Raw genomic sequence first — 15,540 nt, forward strand, 5'->3', positions numbered from 1 at the left:
TTCTTGTATTAATGCAGATTAATTGGCGTTCTTGTTACGTTCGGACAATACATCCAGAAACGCCTGCGCGAAACGGAACGTCGATTGTACTTGCGGATCTTTCAGCATTTTAAGCAGACCAAACAGGCCGATAGTCGCCGTTTCGGCTTGTGCGCGATCATTGGCTTCTACCGCTGCTGCAGCAACGTTTTTCGCTTTGTCTACGATCGGTTTTGCAAACTCAGTAATGCCGTGTGTCATGTCGTTCATCAATACTTTGTCATTCGCTACGGTCGATGCCACGTCATAAGCTTTCGTGAGCAGCGTAACCATTTCCGCCAGCTTTGGCAGGTTTTCCACCAGCACATTCAGCGAGCTTTGAACTTCCGGCTTCAACAATTGTTCAAGCACATCCAGTTCACGTACAGATACTGCTTCAGCACCTTCGGTTTGTTTCGTTACTGTTTCGGACATACGAATTGCAGCCTCCCTTATCCTTGCTGTGTTATTAGAGCCGTTCGTTTTCCGTTCAAGAATAGGAACGGTGAAATGTGAAAACATTCACAAGCCTTGCCCAACATGAGAACGACTCTAGCTAATCAATATGTTCATTGTAGTCCTCTTTCGCAAAATGTTCAATTCCTATTTTATGAAATGTCACATTTATCGCTGGACAACTCATAAATAAAACAAAAAGCTGTGGAATTTGCGTAGCATGTGTGTAACTTTGGGACGAATTGCCATCTCCTCTAATCCGCTTCTGGAATTTTTTTCTTATAAAACACTTGATTCTTATCATGACTATTATGCCTTTATAAAGCACCGTATATTGAAGCCATCCTTTAACGGATATTCTCAGAACGGTGAAATACCGTCGTCAAACACTCCTTATAAAACACAAAAAACCCAGACAAGGCACTTTTCAGTGTCCTCATCTGGGTTTTATTGCACTTCCTACTCAGTTGTGTAAGGAAGCAACGCAACCGTACGGGAGCGTTTGATAGCAACAGTCAGCAGGCGTTGATATTTCGCGCTTGTGCCTGTTACACGACGTGGCAAGATTTTGCCGCGCTCGCTGATGAACTTGCGAAGCAAGTCCGTGTCTTTATAGTCAATGTGAGTAATTTTGTTTACTGTGAAGTAGCAAACTTTACGGCGCTTGTTGCGTCCGCCTTTGCGGCCGCCGAATTTGCGTTCTGGACGCTCTCCGTCTCCGCCTTCTCTTTGCTTAAAGCTCATGAGTTCTCCGTCCTTTCAATTAAAATGGCAAATCATCTTCGGATATATCGATTGGTCGTCCGTCATCCGAGAACGGATCACGGCTGTCGTTGCGTGAGTTGTTGTTCGAACGGCTTCCGCCGCTGCCGCCTCCATAAGAGGAGCCGCCGCCGCCGAAAGATCCGCCGCCGTTATTGCTTCCACCGCCACCGCCGCTAAAACCGCCGCCATTCTCTTCACGCGGAGCATTATTGTCGCGGTTCGATTCCAAGAAGCGAACGTTGTCGGCAATGACTTCCGTCACATAGACGCGTTTGCCTTCGTTGTTCTCGTAGTTCCGCACTTGAATGCGTCCTTCAACCGCTGTTAAGCGGCCTTTACGCAAGTAATTGGCACAAGTCTCAGCAAGCTGGCGCCATGTTACGACCGGAATAAAATCCGCTTCGCGTTCGCCTTGTCCGCTCGTAAACGGACGGTCGACCGCGATCGTAAACTGCGTCACAGCTACGCCGGCTGGCGTATACCGCAATTCGGGGTCTCTCGTTAATCGGCCAATCAATATTACACGGTTCAACATCGTTCCAGACCTCCAATCGAACAATCAATCCTAACGTGGCTTAGGCTACGTCTCTAACGATCAACGAACGGATAACTTCATCCGTAATCTTCATGATGCGGTCGAGTTCGTTCACTACTTCAGTAGTAGCATTGAAATGAACCAGAACGTAGTAACCATCACGAATCTTGTTGATCTCATACGCAAGACGACGTTTACCGATTACATCGGTTTTCGTAACTTCACCGCCGTTGTTGATGATGCCATTGAATTTGTCAACGAGAGCTTGAAGGTTTTCTTGCTCTACTTCTGGACGAATGATGTACATCACTTCATATTTGCGCATATTGTTTCACCTCCTTTTGGACTAAACGGCTCCATAAATGGAGCAAGGAGCGGTTATGATATCGATCATACTCGCATCTTTATACTATACCAAATGACCCGCTTCATGACAAGTCATCTCCCGCTCCCGATTTCTCCCTTTCATGATTGCCCCCCTCCCCGTTCAAACTATACAAGCGCGGTGGTCGGGTTGTCAGTCACTGCCCGCATGCACCGCAGATCAAGGAGGTGAATCGAAATGGGCGAATGGACTTTATTTTCTCCAGGAGACAGAGCGCCGAACGACGGCACTTACATCGAGGATGGTGTCAATTCCTTTCATATGGGGATTAACAATCCGAAAAAAGTGCAGCTGCGCAAGGGTGATCGCTTTCCCGATACGACAAATCATGAGCGTAAATGGAAAAAGATCGGCAAGACTTAAATTTATTTTAAAACCTCATGAATAAGACGATGACAGCAAGGACATTATAATAAACGACGGTGCGAAGAGAGGTGTGGTTCCCGTTGAACCTAATGGTGCAAGGGCTGCAAGAGGAACAGGTCCACTCGGCATAGAAGCGGAGGGTTGTGCCAAAGACACTTATCTGTAACACAAGCGCTGTTCGATTCCTTCACCTGAATAATACAGATTGTCCCATGCAATCGCTTATTCCGAAGGAACAAAGGGCACAATCGGATTTAACGATGATGCTTTCGCAGAATCGTGTTCCGGTTGCCCTGCTCGAATAGTTGCTCTTGCTTTCTGAAGATCGATGTGCGATTTCTTTTACTCAACTAATCACCACCGTCACAAAGGAGAACTCCCTAAAAAGAGTTCTCCTTTTGTCGTTGTCCTGCAAAACAATTCAGAATACGTTTGCGAGCGCATTGAAGATCGGCAATACTTAAATCATTACCAATCAATGGATATCGCATTGTAAAAAATCTTATCAAGATCAAGTGCCAGAAGGAGCCTCTAAAATGAATCATCAAATCCTTATTATTGACGACGATAAAGATCTGTGCGCATTGCTGAAAAAGAATTTGGAAGCCGAGGGCCATCGCGTGAAAGCTTGCCATGACGGCGAAAGCGGACTTGCGGAAGCAACCAACGGCGATTACCAGCTCATTATATTAGACATTATGCTTCCGAAACGGAATGGCTTTGACGTTCTAACGAGCATTCGACGAGACAGCCATGTTCCCGTTCTTATGCTGACGGCCAAAGACAGCGAAATCGACAAAGTATCCGGTCTGCGTATGGGCGCCGACGATTATTTGACGAAGCCGTTCGGCAATGACGAGTTTTTGGCGCGCGCCGCCTCTCTCCTCCGGCGGTATACGGTTTTTAGCCAAAGCAGCGAGCGGCAAGAGCCCGTTCTGGATATCGGCATCCTTCATATCGACCCTTCAAGGCATGAAGTGCTCATGAACGATACAGCTGTTGATCTGACGGCGAAAGAATTTGACTTATTGTACTTCCTTGCTCGAAACAAAGGTCGTGTGTTCACAAAAAGGCAAATTTACCGTGCCGTATGGGAGGACGATTACGCCTTTGACGACAACAACATTATGGTACATATCCGGCGTCTGCGTAAAAAAATCGAGCCCCATCCCGATCAGCCTGTATTTATTCTGACGGTCTGGGGCGTCGGCTATAAGTTCGGCGGTGACCAGTGATGACGGAAGCGGCCATTGCCCTTTTGCTGCTTCTATGCGCAGGTCTCTTTATTTATATCCTTCGAATGAAAAAACAAGAGCGGCTCTGGTTGGAGACGCTGCGCGGCATCCGGCGCGGTGAACGCGATAAAATATTTGTCCGGGGCAGCGGCACAATGGCTGAGATCGCCTACGAGCTTAATGGCATTGTAGACGCGAACCAGTCGCAGCTGGAGCTGCTCCGAAAAAACGATGAAGCCAACAAGCAAATTTTAACTAGCCTCTCCCATGATGTTCGCACCCCGCTCGCCTCCCTGCTTGGTTATCTGGACGCCTTGCGCGGCGGTGGACTATCCGATCCTGCCGAAGTAAAGGATTATCTTTCCGTAGCCCACCGAAAAGCAGGTGACTTAAAGTCGTTTGTCGATATGCTTTTTGAATGGTTTAAGCTCAATTCGAACGAACAGCCGTTTTATGTTGAACAGACCGATATTAACGAGCTGACAAGAGAAGTGATTATCGAATGGCTGCCCCTTCTGGAACAATCAGAGATTGCCTTGTCAGCAGAGATTGAGGATACGGAGCTCATCGTTTCAATCGATAAAACGGCCTATCGCCGAATACTCGGTAACCTGCTCCAGAACGCCGTGAAGCACGGCGAATGTACGCAAATCTCCATAACGGTTACCCCTCGCCTCGGAGCGGCAGTCGCGGAAGTGGCTAACAACGGCAACCCTATCCCTGAGCGCCAGCTGCCGTTTATTTTCGACCGGCTATATAAAGGTGATGCAGCCCGTTCCGATAAAGGAAGCGGTCTAGGCCTTGCGATTGCAAAGGAATTGGCCGATGCTCTCAACAGTGAACTATCGGTATCGAGCGCTCCCGGACAAGAGACGGTTTTCTCTATATCTATCCCTATTTTGAAGTAAGGAAAAAGTAAGGTTTGATAAAGGCCCCTGTCAGGCTTCACCGGTAAAATAAAATTATCGAAAGGAGGCCACCCCATTGAGTGAATTTACAGTTGAGACAATTGGGCTGACCAAAAGCTACGGCTCTCAGTTAGGCGTTAATCAATTATCTCTGCATGTGCCCAAAGGAAAGATTTACGGCTTGCTGGGCCGAAACGGAGCCGGAAAAACAACCGCCATGCGCATGATGTTGAATCTGGTCCGTCCTACGAGCGGCAGCATCAAGCTGTTCGGAGCAGATTACCGCGAGCGACCGGACAAAATCTATCGTAAAATCGGCTCTCTCATTGAAACGCCCGGCTTTTACAATAACCTGACCGGACGAGAGAACTTGCATATTATTGCGCGGCTGCGCGGGCAGCATCGTAAAGACAGTATTGCTCGCGCGCTTGAAGCGGTGGGTTTGGATAAAGAACAGGACAAGATATTTGCCCACTATTCGATGGGAATGAAGCAACGGTTAGGAATGGCTGCCGCTATGATGCATGAGCCGGAGCTGCTCATACTGGACGAGCCCATCAATGGCTTGGACCCTATCGGCATACATGAAATGCGCAAGCTCTTTTTAACCCTTTGCAAGGAAAAAGGCGTCACCATTTTGTTGTCCAGCCATGTGCTGGACGAAATCGAGCAGCTGGCCGATATTATCGGCGTCATGCACGAGGGGCGGCTGCTCGAAGAAGTAGATATGGCGGAGCTGCGCAAGCGTAATCGGCAGTATGCCGAATTTTCCGTGTCAGATGTGAATACGGCCTCTCTCCTGCTGGAACGGCAGTTTGGCATTTCCGATTACACCGTATGCGATGATCACATCATCCGGGTATACGATCGCATCCATCTACGCGGAGAAATGAACCAATGTTTTGTAGAGAACGGCTTGCTTGTCACTCAGGTTTTCGTCAGCTCCGAGAAGCTGGAAGACTATTTTTCCAAATTGATCGGAGGCGGCGGCATTGGTTAATCTGGTCTATTGCGAACTGCTAAAGCTCAGACGTTCGAAAATGGTGCTGATCAGCTTTTTAGGCGCGCTTACGACTCCCGTCATGCTTACTGTCGAAGGCGTTAAAAAGTATTACTGGGAGCCCGAAGCCGACATCACGCTGGCCGGATTTTATAACGGTTCGTTCCTGTATACGATGCTGCTGTTTGGCTTAATTGTATATGCTGTTTTTGCAGCGTACCTGTTCAGTCGCGAACATACCGAGAAGACGCTCAAAACGATATTAACGGTCCCTGTATCCAAAACCTCGTTTATACTAAGCAAGTTTGTGACGCTTTTTATTTGGATTATGGCCTTAACCGTCATCTCATGGGCGGGCATGTTTCTTTTAGCAGCCATTTACGGCGCGTTATTCGAAATTTCAGCGTTTAGCTTAGCCGTTGCCGCAGGGTATCTTGGCAAGATGTTGTTTGGCGGCGCGCTTATGTTTTTTACGCTTACCCCGATTGTATTTATTGCCTTATGGACTAAAAATGTGGTCGCCCCCATTATTGCTACGGCAGCAATCGTCATGGTAAATGTGGCTTTATCCAACGAAGCGTTAGGCGCTTTATTCCCGTGGACGTCGACCTATCTATGGGTGGAAGGCCGCTTGGAAGAGACCGGCTTTCCTTATCCGGTGGCGATAGGTTTAATAGCTCTTGTTTCTATACTCGGCTTCCTTGCAAGCGTGCTTTATTTTCAAAGAGAGGACGTTAATTAACGGATGGATATATCATTCATGGAATTATGGAAAGTTATTTTGCTGGGCATTGTGGAGGGCATTACGGAGTAGCTGCCTATCAGCAGTACGGGGCATATGCTGCTTGTAGACGAATTTTTCACGCTGAATAGAAGTGATGCGTTTAAAGAAGTGTTCTTTGTCGTTATTCAGTTAGGCGCGATTTTGGCGGTCGTTGCGACCTTCTGGAAGAAGATGTTTCCCTTTCAGTTTTCAAACCCGGAACAGCCTGTATGGAAAAAAGATACCGTTTCTCTCTGGCTAAAAGTAGTCGTTGCTTGCATACCTGGCGCGATTGTGACTGTTCTCTTTGACGATGTCATTGAAGCCAACCTGCATACTCCTGTTGTGATTGCCCTAGCTCTTATTTTGTATGGTATCGCATTTATTTGGATTGAGACATGGAATAAAAGGCGCGTTCCTCATATGAATCAGTTATCGGATCTAACCTACCGAGCTGCGCTTCTCATCGGATTGTTTCAAGTACTGTCGATTATCCCCGGCACCTCGCGCTCCGGCGCAACGATTATCGGCGCATTATGGATCGGCGTATCTCGGGTTGCGGCTGCAGAGTTCACCTTCTTCCTTGCCGTGCCGGTTATGTTCGGCTTAAGCGCGCTTAAATTGTTCAAATTTGGATTTAATTTTACCGGCGAGGAATTGCTCACACTAGCAGTTGGCATGGCCGTTGCCTTTGTCATATCGGCTTTCGTCATCCGTTTCTTAATGGGATATATTAAAAAGCATGATTTCAAAGTATTCGGCTGGTACCGCATTGTACTTGGCGTTATTGTCTTGATTATGTTCGCTTGGCGGTAAATATAAAACAACAAAGGCACTGTCTAATGGATTAGACAATGCCTTTGTTGTTTGTTGCTATACGGTCAAGTACACTTCCGATGAAGTGCATTTATTTAAAAAGTATGGCGGAGAAGGTGGGATTCGAACCCACGCACGCTTTGACACGCCTAGCTGATTTCGAGTCAGCCCCCTTGGGCCTCTTGGGTACCTCTCCTCGCGTATTTAATACTATATCACACCACCCAAACGAATGCAACACATTTTTGTTAATATCGTCTGGGCGGTGTAAATCCTTATAATTACGGTCGATCTCCCGTTTCCTTCGGAATAAATTCGTAAATTTCCCCGGTTTCAAACGAATCGATTAGCTTCTCAAGCCATTTATAGTACAAATACGAGTCGTTCATCTTCTGAAGATCCTGCTCCAAAATACTGACAAACGGCTTGTCCTCGCTGTGCTGCTCTTTTAACGCTTCCGTTTCCTTCATGGTACGCAGTAAAGCGCTCTTGTTCTGCTCCACCGCTTTGCGCCATTTGATCGAGAAGAAGTCCGCGAAATTCTGATGCCAGTCCGGCTCCACTTCGTACAAATCTTTGCGCGAGCCCTTCCCCCACACTTTATTAATCATCTTAAGATCATGCAGCGTGCGCATGCCGGTACTGATCGACGTTTTGCTCAGCCCCATAATTGCGCTCATCTCATCTAAAGTAACCGGCTCTTGGTTAAAATACATATTGCCATACAAATGCCCGATCGACATCGTAACGCCGTATAAGTCCATATTTTTGCCGATTGTTTCAATCGCTCTGCGCCTGGTCTTCAGAAGCAACTGCCTCTGCTCTTCCGTTAATGCAGCCAGTTCGTCCATGATTATCCTCCCAAGGCGTCATACAGCCCCGTTGATCTACTTTCTGTATTGTAATCAATCGGCTATTCAAATGTAAAGACGAAGTCGCAACCGAAAATAGGAGCATTCAAGAGTATTCTGTACGATAAGTTTGTAAAGTTTAAACTGTACGTACTATACGGACGCTCACCCGTTTTGACCCTTACAAAGTTAACCAGATAGACTTGTAAGTAGCCTATTTACATGTCCAACCGCTGCGAACGGCTGTCCAGAAAACGCACGGTTGCGGTTCCGAGTAGAAAAAAAGCGCCATAAGAGAGCGCAGTAAAGGGGGAACAATATGCCCATTATTGAAGCCAAGAAAGTAACGAAAATATTCGGGTCCGATCCGAAAAAGATCGTGCCTTTATTGGATAAAGGAATGTCCAAAGAAAAAATTCTCGCCGAAACCAAACATACGGTGGGCGTTAATCAGGCTAGTTTTACGATCGAAGCCGGTCAAATATTTGTCATTATGGGGTTGTCCGGCAGCGGCAAATCAACGCTCGTCCGGCTGCTGAATCGGCTTATCGAGCCGACTTCGGGACAAGTGCTGTTCAATGGAACCGACGTACTGAAGATGTCTCCGGAGCAGCTTAGAAAATTCCGGCGCAAAAATATCGGCATGGTCTTTCAAAAATTCGCGCTGTTCCCGCATCGCACCGTCATTCAAAACATCGAATACGGTCTTGAGGTGCAGGGCATCGACAAAAAAGAGCGCCGCGCCATGGCGATGGAGTCGCTGGAGCTTGTCGGCTTGAAGGGCTGGGAAAACAGCTATCCCGATCAGTTAAGTGGCGGCATGCAGCAACGCGTCGGCCTGGCGAGAGGACTCGCCAACAATCCCGACATTCTGCTGATGGATGAAGCGTTCAGCGCGCTTGATCCGCTTATTCGCAAAGATATGCAGGACGAATTGGTCGAGCTGCAGCAAAAGATGAAGAAAACGATCGTCTTTATTACGCATGATCTCGACGAGGCGCTGCGTATTGGCGATCAAATCGCTCTTATGAAGGATGGCAGCATCGTACAAATCGGTACGCCTGAACAAATCCTGATGGAGCCGGCAAATAAATATGTCGAGCGCTTCGTCGAGGATGTCGACTTGTCGAAGGTACTGACCGCGTCCCATGTGATGAAGAAGGCGGTTACGATTACGCCGGAGAAAGGCCCGCGCGTGGCGCTGCAGTTTATGCGGGACCAAGGCGTATCCAGCCTCTATGTGGTCGACAAGCGCATGCAGCTGCTTGGCAGTATTACCGCTGAGGATACGGTACGCTCCTTCAAGGAAGGATTGCCGTTAGAGCAGATTATGCAAACCGATGTGCCGACAGCGACGCCTGAGACGCTCCTGAACGAGCTATTCGAGATGATGGGGAATACCAAGCTGCCGGTCGCCGTTATCGGTGAAAACGGCCGCTTGAAAGGCGTCGTTGTCAAAGGAGCGGTCCTTGCCGCTTTAGCTGGCAACAACGGTTCCGAGGAAGGAGCTGAAGCGCATGAATTGGCCTAAAATTCCTTTGGCGGACTGGATTGAGCATCTTGAAGCTTGGCTTGAGCAGAACTTCGATCCCCTCTTTCAGTTCATCCGACTCATTGTCGGCGAGACGGTGGGCGGCCTTGATTCTGTGCTGCAATGGTTTCCGCCGCTGGTTCTTATCGTTATCTTTGCCGCGATCGCTTGGCTGATCGGCAAATGGCGGATGGCGCTGTTCACTTTGATCGGCTTGGCCATCATCGAGAACCTCGGCTATTGGAGCCAGACGATGCAGACGCTGTCGCTTGTCATAACGGCCGCCTTCTTATCAGTGCTGTTGGGCGTGCCTCTTGGCATCCTTTGCGCCCGCAGCAAAACGGCGCTCCGCATCGTAACGCCAATTCTCGACTTCATGCAGACGATGCCCGCCTTCGTTTACTTGCTGCCTGCGGTTACGTTCTTCTCACTGGGTGTTGTGCCGGGCGTTATCGCTTCTATCATCTTTGCGATTCCGCCGACGATTCGCATGACCAACCTCGGTATCCGCCAAGTGCCTGTCGAGCTTGTCGAGGCCGCCGACGCGTTCGGCTCTACGCCTTCGCAAAAGCTGTTCAAGCTGCAGCTTCCACTAGCTGGACCGACTATTATGGCCGGCATCAACCAAACGATCATGCTGTCGCTCTCGATGGTCGTCATCGCCTCGATGATCGGCGCCCAAGGCGTTGGCGCATCCGTCTACCGGGCGGTAACGCAGGGCAATACCGGCGTCGGTTTTGAAGCTGGGCTCGCTATCGTCATTCTTGCAATCATTCTTGATCGATTGACGCAGCGGACGATCAGCAAGAAAAAGTCTTAATCCGTTTGTTATTTCGTTTTATTTTACAAAAAGGAGTGTATTTGAAGATGAAAAAGAAAACATGGTTGACCGCTATCGCCGCTCTTACCCTAATCGCGATCATGGCCGGTTGTTCCTCTGGCAACACTTCAAACGGCGGCGGTAACAAAATCAAGCTCGCCTATGTCGCATGGGATTCTGAAATCGCCAGCACCCATGTCGTCAAAGAAGTATTTGAGCAGAAGCTTGGATATAAAGTAGAGCTGCTGCAAGTTGACGCCGGTCCGATGTGGGCAGGCATCTCCGACGGCAGCGCCGATGCGATGGTTGCCGCATGGCTCCCGACAACGCATGCTTCCTACCTGGAGAAATATAAAGGCAAATTCGAAGATCTTGGCCCTAACTTGAACGGCACTAAGATCGGTCTGGTAGTCCCAACTTACATGAATATCGATACAATCGATGATCTTAACAAAGAAGATGTCGCCCAATCGCTCAATCACACCATCATCGGCATCGAGCCAGGCGCCGGTCTGATGATGTCAACGGAAAAAGCACTGGACGAATACGGACTGCGCGAGAAATGGACGCTGCTGGAGAGTTCCTCTGCCGCAATGACCCAGCAGTTGCAAAAGGCTTACGCCAATAAAGAGCCGATCGTCGTTACCGGATGGACGCCGCACTGGAAGTTCGCCAAGATGGATCTGAAATATTTGGCCGATACGAAAAACGTATACGGCGGTGACGAGCAAATCCATACCATCGTTCGCCAAGGCTTGAAGGATGATCAGCCGGAAGCTTACGCATTCCTCGACCACTTCGAATGGACGCCGGACGACATGGCCTCTGTCATGATTCAGATTCAAGAAGGCAAGTCACCGGAGGAAGCTGCTAAAGCATGGGTAGAAAGCAATGCAGACCGCGTCGACGCATGGATTAAAGGCTAATACGCTGCACGGACTCTGTAACTGCTCACCCACCTATTCGTTCAAAAACAAAGGGAAGCATCGCTTTATGGCGATGCTTCCCTTTTCGTCTATGTGGCACGGCAGCGTGGAACGGATCGACATGCATCCGTTAGCTCTGCTGTTCGCCGCTTTCTTCCTGCTGCTCCGGGTTTGCCGGCCTGATGACCTTCTTCATGTTCTTCTCGAATTTGGCCCGCGGAATAAGCACGCTATGCTTGCAGCCTACGCATTTGATTCGAATATCCATGCCCATTCGTATAATTTCCATCTCGTTGGAACCGCAAGGATGCTGCTTTTTCATTTGAACGATGTCGCCCAGCTCGAAATGCTTCCGTTCCATCACGGCCTCCCCCCTTCGTTGCGATGGTAGGTTACCATCCGCGGATATGGACTTTCAATGCCATTATCGCTTAACGCTTTTTTGATAATGTAATTCATGCTTCTCGCCACAATAAAGTGTTGATGCGGCAAGCACTCTGCGATTACGCGAATTTTCAAATCGGTTGCAGTTATCGCTTGCACCCCTAGAATTTCCGGCGTCTTCACAATATTCGGGTCCTCCAGCCGCTCAACTGCGTTTCGAATAATGCCAGTTGCCTTCTCGACATCCTCTTCGTAGCTAATCGCCACATCGACGACCGCTATCGAATTGCTGACGGAGAAATTCGTCACTTCGTTGATCATGCCGTTCGGTATAATGTGAATCTCGCCCGTCCAGCTTTGAATGCGAGTCGTGCGCAGTCCGATTACTTCTACCGTCCCTTTGAACTGTCCGGTCTGGATAATATCTCCTACGGCAAATTGATCCTCGAGGATGATAAAGAAACCGGCGATAATATCCTTCACCAAGCTTTGCGCACCGAAACCGATGGCTAGGCCGACAACGCCTGCTCCGGCAAGCAGCGGGGCCAGCTCGATACCGAATTCGGACAAAATGATCATAAACGTAATAAATGCGGCCACGTACGAAAATACATTTTTAATCAGCTTGCCGACCGTCGTTACCCGCCGGCTTTGCGTAATCAGCCTTTTAGCCGCCTGATTTAATATGATTCGGTCGATCAACTTGTTGACGATCCATATAAGTACCGGCGCCAGGATGAGAATAGCTGCAATGCGCAGCACAGAACTGCCGAACTGCGACCATGCCTCTTCATTCGTCAGCCAAGCCATGACGCCCTCCATTGTGAGCCATCCTGCCATCGTCATCGTCAATCTCCTTCTTTCTAGCCAAACACCTGTTCATAGGCTTCGCCTAACGGCTTGAATATACCCCGAATTTCTACATTTTCCGTCTCGATGACCTGTCTCACCGTCGGTAGATCGTTCTCGGGAAATTCGATCGACAACGCGCAGCCTGCCGTAATTTGCTTTGGCGTCGGGCAAATATCGATGTCGATGTCAGCGTATTCGAGCAGCATTTCCGCCCTTAACGCCTGCTGCGTCGAGTCAAACGCGATTAACATGTCTTTTTGCCCCTCCCCTCCCGCATATTGCTCTTATCTAGCCTCCAACGAATTCGAAGGCACCCTCACGTATAAAATGGTTCTCTTATCCATATACTATTATCATATTTACTTTTACGGAGGGAAATCTATGAAACTATCTTTTACGAAAGATGTACCGTTCAAAGTCCCTTACAACGAAACGAATGCTGTCGGGCAGCTTGTCGCGAAGCTTTCCCTTATGCTCGACGAATTGTCGGGCGGCCGTCCTATCGTCATTGTATGCGTCGGCACTGACCGATCAACCGGCGATTCGCTTGGACCCATTATAGGCACTACGCTCGCCAAATACAACAGTCCTCACTTTTCCTTATACGGCACGCTGGAGGAACCCGTTCATGCGATGAACCTCGAGGATACGCTGCTCGATATTAACCGCACGCACCGCAAGCCTTTCATTATCGGCATCGACGCTTGTCTTGGTCAGGTTTCGAGCATCGGTTCGATACAAATCGGCTACGGCCCTGTCCGTCCAGGCGCGGGCGTTAACAAAGAACTTCCACCTGTCGGCGATATGCATATTACGGGCATTGTCAATGTCGGCGGCTTCATGGAATACTTTGTTCTGCAAAACACGCGGCTTCATCTCGTTATGAAAATGGCCGATTTAATCGCCAACAGCTTGTTCTCGGCCATCCTGAACAGCTCGCGGGTGACTGATCGATTAAGAGAGCAAGCCGCCGCGTTCGAGACGCATCCCGATCGTTTCCGGCCTTAACCGCGATACTCGCTCATTCAGCTAGTAGCAGGCGGTGCGATCGGCCGCATGAGCCCTATTCCTTACTTGGCCGACTCGATCGCCTTACGCTCTTCCGGGGTCAACGTGTAACTGGAATCGCCTTTTTCTACCGGTTTTGCATACACATATGTATTCTCGCGGTTATGAATGCCCGATAGAACCACGCCGTCTTGCGCCGTATTGACGATCGCAATGGAAAAACTAAGATCGCTGCCCTGCTCGGCAAAAGCATTATAGCGAAGGAAGCCTATTCTTCCTTTTTCCTGCTGTTGAACTTGTTGAACGCCGTTCAGTTGTGCTTGAAGCTGAGCCGCTCTTTGCTCTTGTTCAGCGAGCGATTGCTTTAAATCGATAATGACGCCCTCAAAATTATCTAAGCCCGTATTCCCCATCACTTCTAAGTATTGCTTACGCAGCTTCTTCAAGCGGCCTCCTAACGCAAATGATCGAATCAAAAGAAAAACAACCAATAAAGCCAATACCACCGTCACCGCATTCATCGGATTATTCATCCACTCATCCATGCTGTTCTTCCGCCCCCATTGTTCTAATCACTTTGCGTACTGCTTGCGAATCTCCTTCACTGCCGCAACGAGCGTATCAACTTCCGCTTCCGTTGTGAAACAGCCTACGCTTGTCCGAACCGCTCCTGTCTCCAAAGTACCCGCAATGGCGTGGGCCAACGGCGTACAATGAAATCCTGCTCTGACTGCGACATTGTAGTGCTGATCCAATATAAACGACATTTCCGACGGATCGATACCGTCCGCCGTAAAAGCGACGATTCCCGTTCTCTCTTTCCCCAACTGTGGACCGAGGATGCAAACTCCCTCGATTTGCAACAACCCTTCCATCATCCGCTGCGTCAAAGACCATTCCTTAGTATGGATTTTCTGCACCGTCTCATTCAATACATATTGGACGCCCGCTTTCAGCCCCGCCAAGCCCGGCGTATTTTGCGTACCGGCCTCATAACGATCTGGCCTTACCTTTGGCTGCTCGACAGCTTCCGATTGGCTTCCTGTCCCTCCATGCAGGAGAGGGTCCAAATCGATCTCTGGATGAATATACAGCCCTCCGGTACCTTGCGGACCAAGCAACCCTTTATGTCCAGGGAACGCCAGCAAATCAATCCCCATACTTGGAGCGTTCAACTCCAGTAAACCCGCCGTTTGTGCTGCATCGACGAGCAGTTTCACCCCTTTGTTCCTCGCCAGCTCTGCAATATCCGCTAGCGGGGCGATCGTGCCAAGCAAGTTGGAACTATGGTTGACGATTATAAGCCTCGTTGCGGGTGTGATGGCTTCCGCCACTTGCTCCACACGCGTGTATCCGAAAAGATCCGCTTCTACATATGTAACGTTCACTCCAGCGGTCAGTTTCAAATATTCAAGCGGTCTGCGAACAGAATTATGTTCGACGGAAGTAGCAATGACGTGATCCCCCGGTTTTACGAATCCCTTAATCGCTAAGTTCAACGCTTGCGTCGTATTGGATGCAAAGGCAATATCGTTCGGATTTTTCACACCGAACAACTTACCCAACTGCTTGCGCGTATCGAAGAGCACACGACTGGCTTTAACAGCCATCTGATGGCTGCCCCTCCCCGGATTGGCCGCAGCATTCAGCATCGCATCTTGTACGGCCTCCAGAACGGCAGGAGGCTTGGGCCATGACGTAGCGGCATGATCCAAATAAATATACGGTTTATCATCCGGTTCAGTCATACGTATTGCCCCTTTCTTTTCTATGAATAAATGACTTTTATATACCCTTTAATAGACCCTAATCACAACAATAGCATACCTTAGTTTAATCTTTCGAATCAAAGATTACAACTTTGGTATGCTAATTTTTCAACCTCTTTTTTAACGCCTCAGCCGGCTTTCTGCCCTAGTTG

General features: G+C 48.9%; 20 protein-coding genes and 1 tRNA gene. 10 read left to right on the top strand and 11 right to left on the bottom strand.

Going from position 1 to position 15,540, the window contains the following annotated elements:
- Positions 1–18 precede the first annotated feature (18 nt).
- From ACFVTB_RS21420 to rpsF, 4 genes are all read right to left on the bottom strand, one after another.
- A complete protein-coding gene (locus tag ACFVTB_RS21420) occupies positions 19–453 on the bottom strand; it encodes a DUF1641 domain-containing protein (protein ID WP_387753761.1) in 435 nt (144 codons plus the stop codon).
- 480 nt (positions 454–933) lie between these two features.
- Positions 934–1,218 carry a 30S ribosomal protein S18 gene (gene rpsR / locus ACFVTB_RS21425; RefSeq protein ID WP_042169765.1) on the bottom strand — a complete coding sequence of 95 codons (285 nt, stop codon included), beginning with the start codon at positions 1,216–1,218 and terminating at the stop codon, positions 934–936.
- Positions 1,219–1,237: 19 nt separating this feature from the next.
- Positions 1,238–1,774, bottom strand: a complete 537-nt coding sequence (gene ssb / locus ACFVTB_RS21430) for a single-stranded DNA-binding protein (protein WP_387753765.1) — start codon at positions 1,772–1,774, stop codon at positions 1,238–1,240.
- 40 nt (positions 1,775–1,814) lie between these two features.
- Positions 1,815–2,099 (bottom strand): 30S ribosomal protein S6, encoded by a 285-nt coding sequence (gene rpsF / locus ACFVTB_RS21435; RefSeq protein ID WP_387753768.1) that lies wholly within the window; start codon positions 2,097–2,099, stop codon positions 1,815–1,817.
- 237 nt (positions 2,100–2,336) lie between these two features.
- Between rpsF and ACFVTB_RS21440 the strand changes: the two genes are divergently transcribed.
- From ACFVTB_RS21440 to ACFVTB_RS21465, 6 genes are all read left to right on the top strand, one after another.
- Positions 2,337–2,522 (top strand): YjzC family protein, encoded by a 186-nt coding sequence (locus tag ACFVTB_RS21440; RefSeq protein WP_387753771.1) that lies wholly within the window; start codon positions 2,337–2,339, stop codon positions 2,520–2,522.
- Positions 2,523–3,061: 539 nt separating this feature from the next.
- Complete coding sequence (locus ACFVTB_RS21445) at positions 3,062–3,760, top strand: response regulator transcription factor (RefSeq protein WP_387753774.1); 699 nt, start codon at positions 3,062–3,064, stop codon at positions 3,758–3,760.
- Entirely contained in the window at positions 3,760–4,668 is a 909-nt protein-coding gene (locus ACFVTB_RS21450; RefSeq protein ID WP_387753777.1) for a sensor histidine kinase, read from the top strand. Before ACFVTB_RS21445 ends, ACFVTB_RS21450 begins: the two co-directional genes overlap by 1 nt.
- A 76-nt stretch (positions 4,669–4,744) precedes the next feature.
- Positions 4,745–5,668, top strand: coding sequence for an ABC transporter ATP-binding protein (locus tag ACFVTB_RS21455; RefSeq protein WP_387753780.1), 924 nt, complete (start codon positions 4,745–4,747; stop codon positions 5,666–5,668).
- Positions 5,661–6,410 carry an ABC transporter permease gene (locus ACFVTB_RS21460; protein ID WP_387753783.1) on the top strand — a complete coding sequence of 250 codons (750 nt, stop codon included), beginning with the start codon at positions 5,661–5,663 and terminating at the stop codon, positions 6,408–6,410. Before ACFVTB_RS21455 ends, ACFVTB_RS21460 begins: the two co-directional genes overlap by 8 nt.
- 78 nt (positions 6,411–6,488) lie before the next feature.
- Positions 6,489–7,247 (top strand): undecaprenyl-diphosphate phosphatase, encoded by a 759-nt coding sequence (locus tag ACFVTB_RS21465; protein ID WP_483875118.1) that lies wholly within the window; start codon positions 6,489–6,491, stop codon positions 7,245–7,247.
- A gap of 105 nt (positions 7,248–7,352) precedes the next feature.
- Here ACFVTB_RS21465 and ACFVTB_RS21470 read toward each other — a convergent pair.
- Positions 7,353–7,443: transfer RNA gene (locus tag ACFVTB_RS21470), tRNA-Ser, on the bottom strand.
- 85 nt (positions 7,444–7,528) lie between these two features.
- Positions 7,529–8,098 (bottom strand): GbsR/MarR family transcriptional regulator, encoded by a 570-nt coding sequence (locus ACFVTB_RS21475; RefSeq protein WP_387753786.1) that lies wholly within the window; start codon positions 8,096–8,098, stop codon positions 7,529–7,531.
- Positions 8,099–8,417: 319 nt separating this feature from the next.
- Between ACFVTB_RS21475 and ACFVTB_RS21480 the strand changes: the two genes are divergently transcribed.
- From ACFVTB_RS21480 to ACFVTB_RS21490, 3 genes are read left to right on the top strand one after another with little or no spacing between them, the layout of a single operon-like run.
- On the top strand, positions 8,418–9,629 hold the full coding sequence (locus tag ACFVTB_RS21480) for a quaternary amine ABC transporter ATP-binding protein (protein ID WP_387753789.1): 1,212 nt from the start codon (positions 8,418–8,420) through the stop codon (positions 9,627–9,629).
- Complete coding sequence (locus ACFVTB_RS21485) at positions 9,616–10,449, top strand: ABC transporter permease (protein ID WP_387753792.1); 834 nt, start codon at positions 9,616–9,618, stop codon at positions 10,447–10,449. The genes ACFVTB_RS21480 and ACFVTB_RS21485 overlap by 14 nt, the downstream gene beginning before the upstream one ends.
- Before the next feature lie 47 nt (positions 10,450–10,496).
- Complete coding sequence (locus tag ACFVTB_RS21490) at positions 10,497–11,375, top strand: glycine betaine ABC transporter substrate-binding protein (RefSeq protein WP_387753795.1); 879 nt, start codon at positions 10,497–10,499, stop codon at positions 11,373–11,375.
- Between the two features lie 130 nt (positions 11,376–11,505).
- On the opposite strand, the gene ACFVTB_RS21495 is transcribed toward ACFVTB_RS21490, so the two are convergent.
- From ACFVTB_RS21495 to ACFVTB_RS21505, 3 genes are read right to left on the bottom strand one after another with little or no spacing between them, the layout of a single operon-like run.
- Positions 11,506–11,736 (bottom strand): DUF951 domain-containing protein, encoded by a 231-nt coding sequence (locus ACFVTB_RS21495; RefSeq protein ID WP_387753797.1) that lies wholly within the window; start codon positions 11,734–11,736, stop codon positions 11,506–11,508.
- The gene (locus ACFVTB_RS21500) at positions 11,736–12,605 is read right to left on the bottom strand and encodes a mechanosensitive ion channel family protein (protein WP_387753799.1); all 870 of its coding nucleotides are present in this window, start codon (positions 12,603–12,605) and stop codon (positions 11,736–11,738) included. The genes ACFVTB_RS21495 and ACFVTB_RS21500 overlap by 1 nt, the downstream gene beginning before the upstream one ends.
- Before the next feature lie 17 nt (positions 12,606–12,622).
- Positions 12,623–12,862: a putative Se/S carrier protein gene (locus tag ACFVTB_RS21505; protein WP_387753801.1), complete on the bottom strand. Its 240-nt coding sequence runs from the start codon at positions 12,860–12,862 to the stop codon at positions 12,623–12,625.
- A 130-nt stretch (positions 12,863–12,992) separates the two neighbouring features.
- Between ACFVTB_RS21505 and yyaC the strand changes: the two genes are divergently transcribed.
- Positions 12,993–13,619, top strand: a complete 627-nt coding sequence (yyaC, locus tag ACFVTB_RS21510; RefSeq protein WP_387753803.1) for a spore protease YyaC — start codon at positions 12,993–12,995, stop codon at positions 13,617–13,619.
- 62 nt (positions 13,620–13,681) lie between these two features.
- Here yyaC and ACFVTB_RS21515 read toward each other — a convergent pair whose 3' ends face one another.
- Together ACFVTB_RS21515 and ACFVTB_RS21520 are read right to left on the bottom strand one after the other, a co-directional pair.
- Positions 13,682–14,164, bottom strand: a complete 483-nt coding sequence (locus ACFVTB_RS21515; RefSeq protein WP_387753805.1) for a DUF4446 family protein — start codon at positions 14,162–14,164, stop codon at positions 13,682–13,684.
- A 27-nt stretch (positions 14,165–14,191) separates the two neighbouring features.
- Positions 14,192–15,367, bottom strand: coding sequence for an aminotransferase class V-fold PLP-dependent enzyme (locus tag ACFVTB_RS21520; protein ID WP_387753807.1), 1,176 nt, complete (start codon positions 15,365–15,367; stop codon positions 14,192–14,194).
- Positions 15,368–15,540: the final 173 nt, after the last annotated feature.

This window comes from Paenibacillus sp. NPDC058071, from assembly GCF_042885235.1.
Classification (GTDB): Bacteria; Bacillota; Bacilli; order Paenibacillales; family Paenibacillaceae; genus Pristimantibacillus.

Excerpts from the sequence above, each read along its gene's own strand:
- ACFVTB_RS21445 (WP_387753774.1), top strand. The coding sequence starts at position 3,062 with ATGAATCATCAAATCCTTATTATTGACGACGATAAAGATCTGTGCGCA.
- ACFVTB_RS21520 (WP_387753807.1), bottom strand. The coding sequence starts at position 15,367 with ATGACTGAACCGGATGATAAACCGTATATTTATTTGGATCATGCCGCT.
- ACFVTB_RS21420 (WP_387753761.1), bottom strand. The coding sequence starts at position 453 with ATGTCCGAAACAGTAACGAAACAAACCGAAGGTGCTGAAGCAGTATCT.
- ACFVTB_RS21500 (WP_387753799.1), bottom strand. The coding sequence starts at position 12,605 with ATGACGATGGCAGGATGGCTCACAATGGAGGGCGTCATGGCTTGGCTG.
- yyaC (WP_387753803.1), top strand. The coding sequence starts at position 12,993 with ATGAAACTATCTTTTACGAAAGATGTACCGTTCAAAGTCCCTTACAAC.
- ACFVTB_RS21480 (WP_387753789.1), top strand. The coding sequence starts at position 8,418 with ATGCCCATTATTGAAGCCAAGAAAGTAACGAAAATATTCGGGTCCGAT.
- ACFVTB_RS21440 (WP_387753771.1), top strand. The coding sequence starts at position 2,337 with ATGGGCGAATGGACTTTATTTTCTCCAGGAGACAGAGCGCCGAACGAC.
- rpsR (WP_042169765.1), bottom strand. The coding sequence starts at position 1,218 with ATGAGCTTTAAGCAAAGAGAAGGCGGAGACGGAGAGCGTCCAGAACGC.
- ACFVTB_RS21515 (WP_387753805.1), bottom strand. The coding sequence starts at position 14,164 with ATGGATGAGTGGATGAATAATCCGATGAATGCGGTGACGGTGGTATTG.
- ACFVTB_RS21490 (WP_387753795.1), top strand. The coding sequence starts at position 10,497 with ATGAAAAAGAAAACATGGTTGACCGCTATCGCCGCTCTTACCCTAATC.
- rpsF (WP_387753768.1), bottom strand. The coding sequence starts at position 2,099 with ATGCGCAAATATGAAGTGATGTACATCATTCGTCCAGAAGTAGAGCAA.
- ACFVTB_RS21450 (WP_387753777.1), top strand. The coding sequence starts at position 3,760 with ATGACGGAAGCGGCCATTGCCCTTTTGCTGCTTCTATGCGCAGGTCTC.
- ACFVTB_RS21505 (WP_387753801.1), bottom strand. The coding sequence starts at position 12,862 with ATGTTAATCGCGTTTGACTCGACGCAGCAGGCGTTAAGGGCGGAAATG.
- ACFVTB_RS21475 (WP_387753786.1), bottom strand. The coding sequence starts at position 8,098 with ATGGACGAACTGGCTGCATTAACGGAAGAGCAGAGGCAGTTGCTTCTG.
- ACFVTB_RS21495 (WP_387753797.1), bottom strand. The coding sequence starts at position 11,736 with ATGGAACGGAAGCATTTCGAGCTGGGCGACATCGTTCAAATGAAAAAG.
- ACFVTB_RS21485 (WP_387753792.1), top strand. The coding sequence starts at position 9,616 with ATGAATTGGCCTAAAATTCCTTTGGCGGACTGGATTGAGCATCTTGAA.
- ssb (WP_387753765.1), bottom strand. The coding sequence starts at position 1,774 with ATGTTGAACCGTGTAATATTGATTGGCCGATTAACGAGAGACCCCGAA.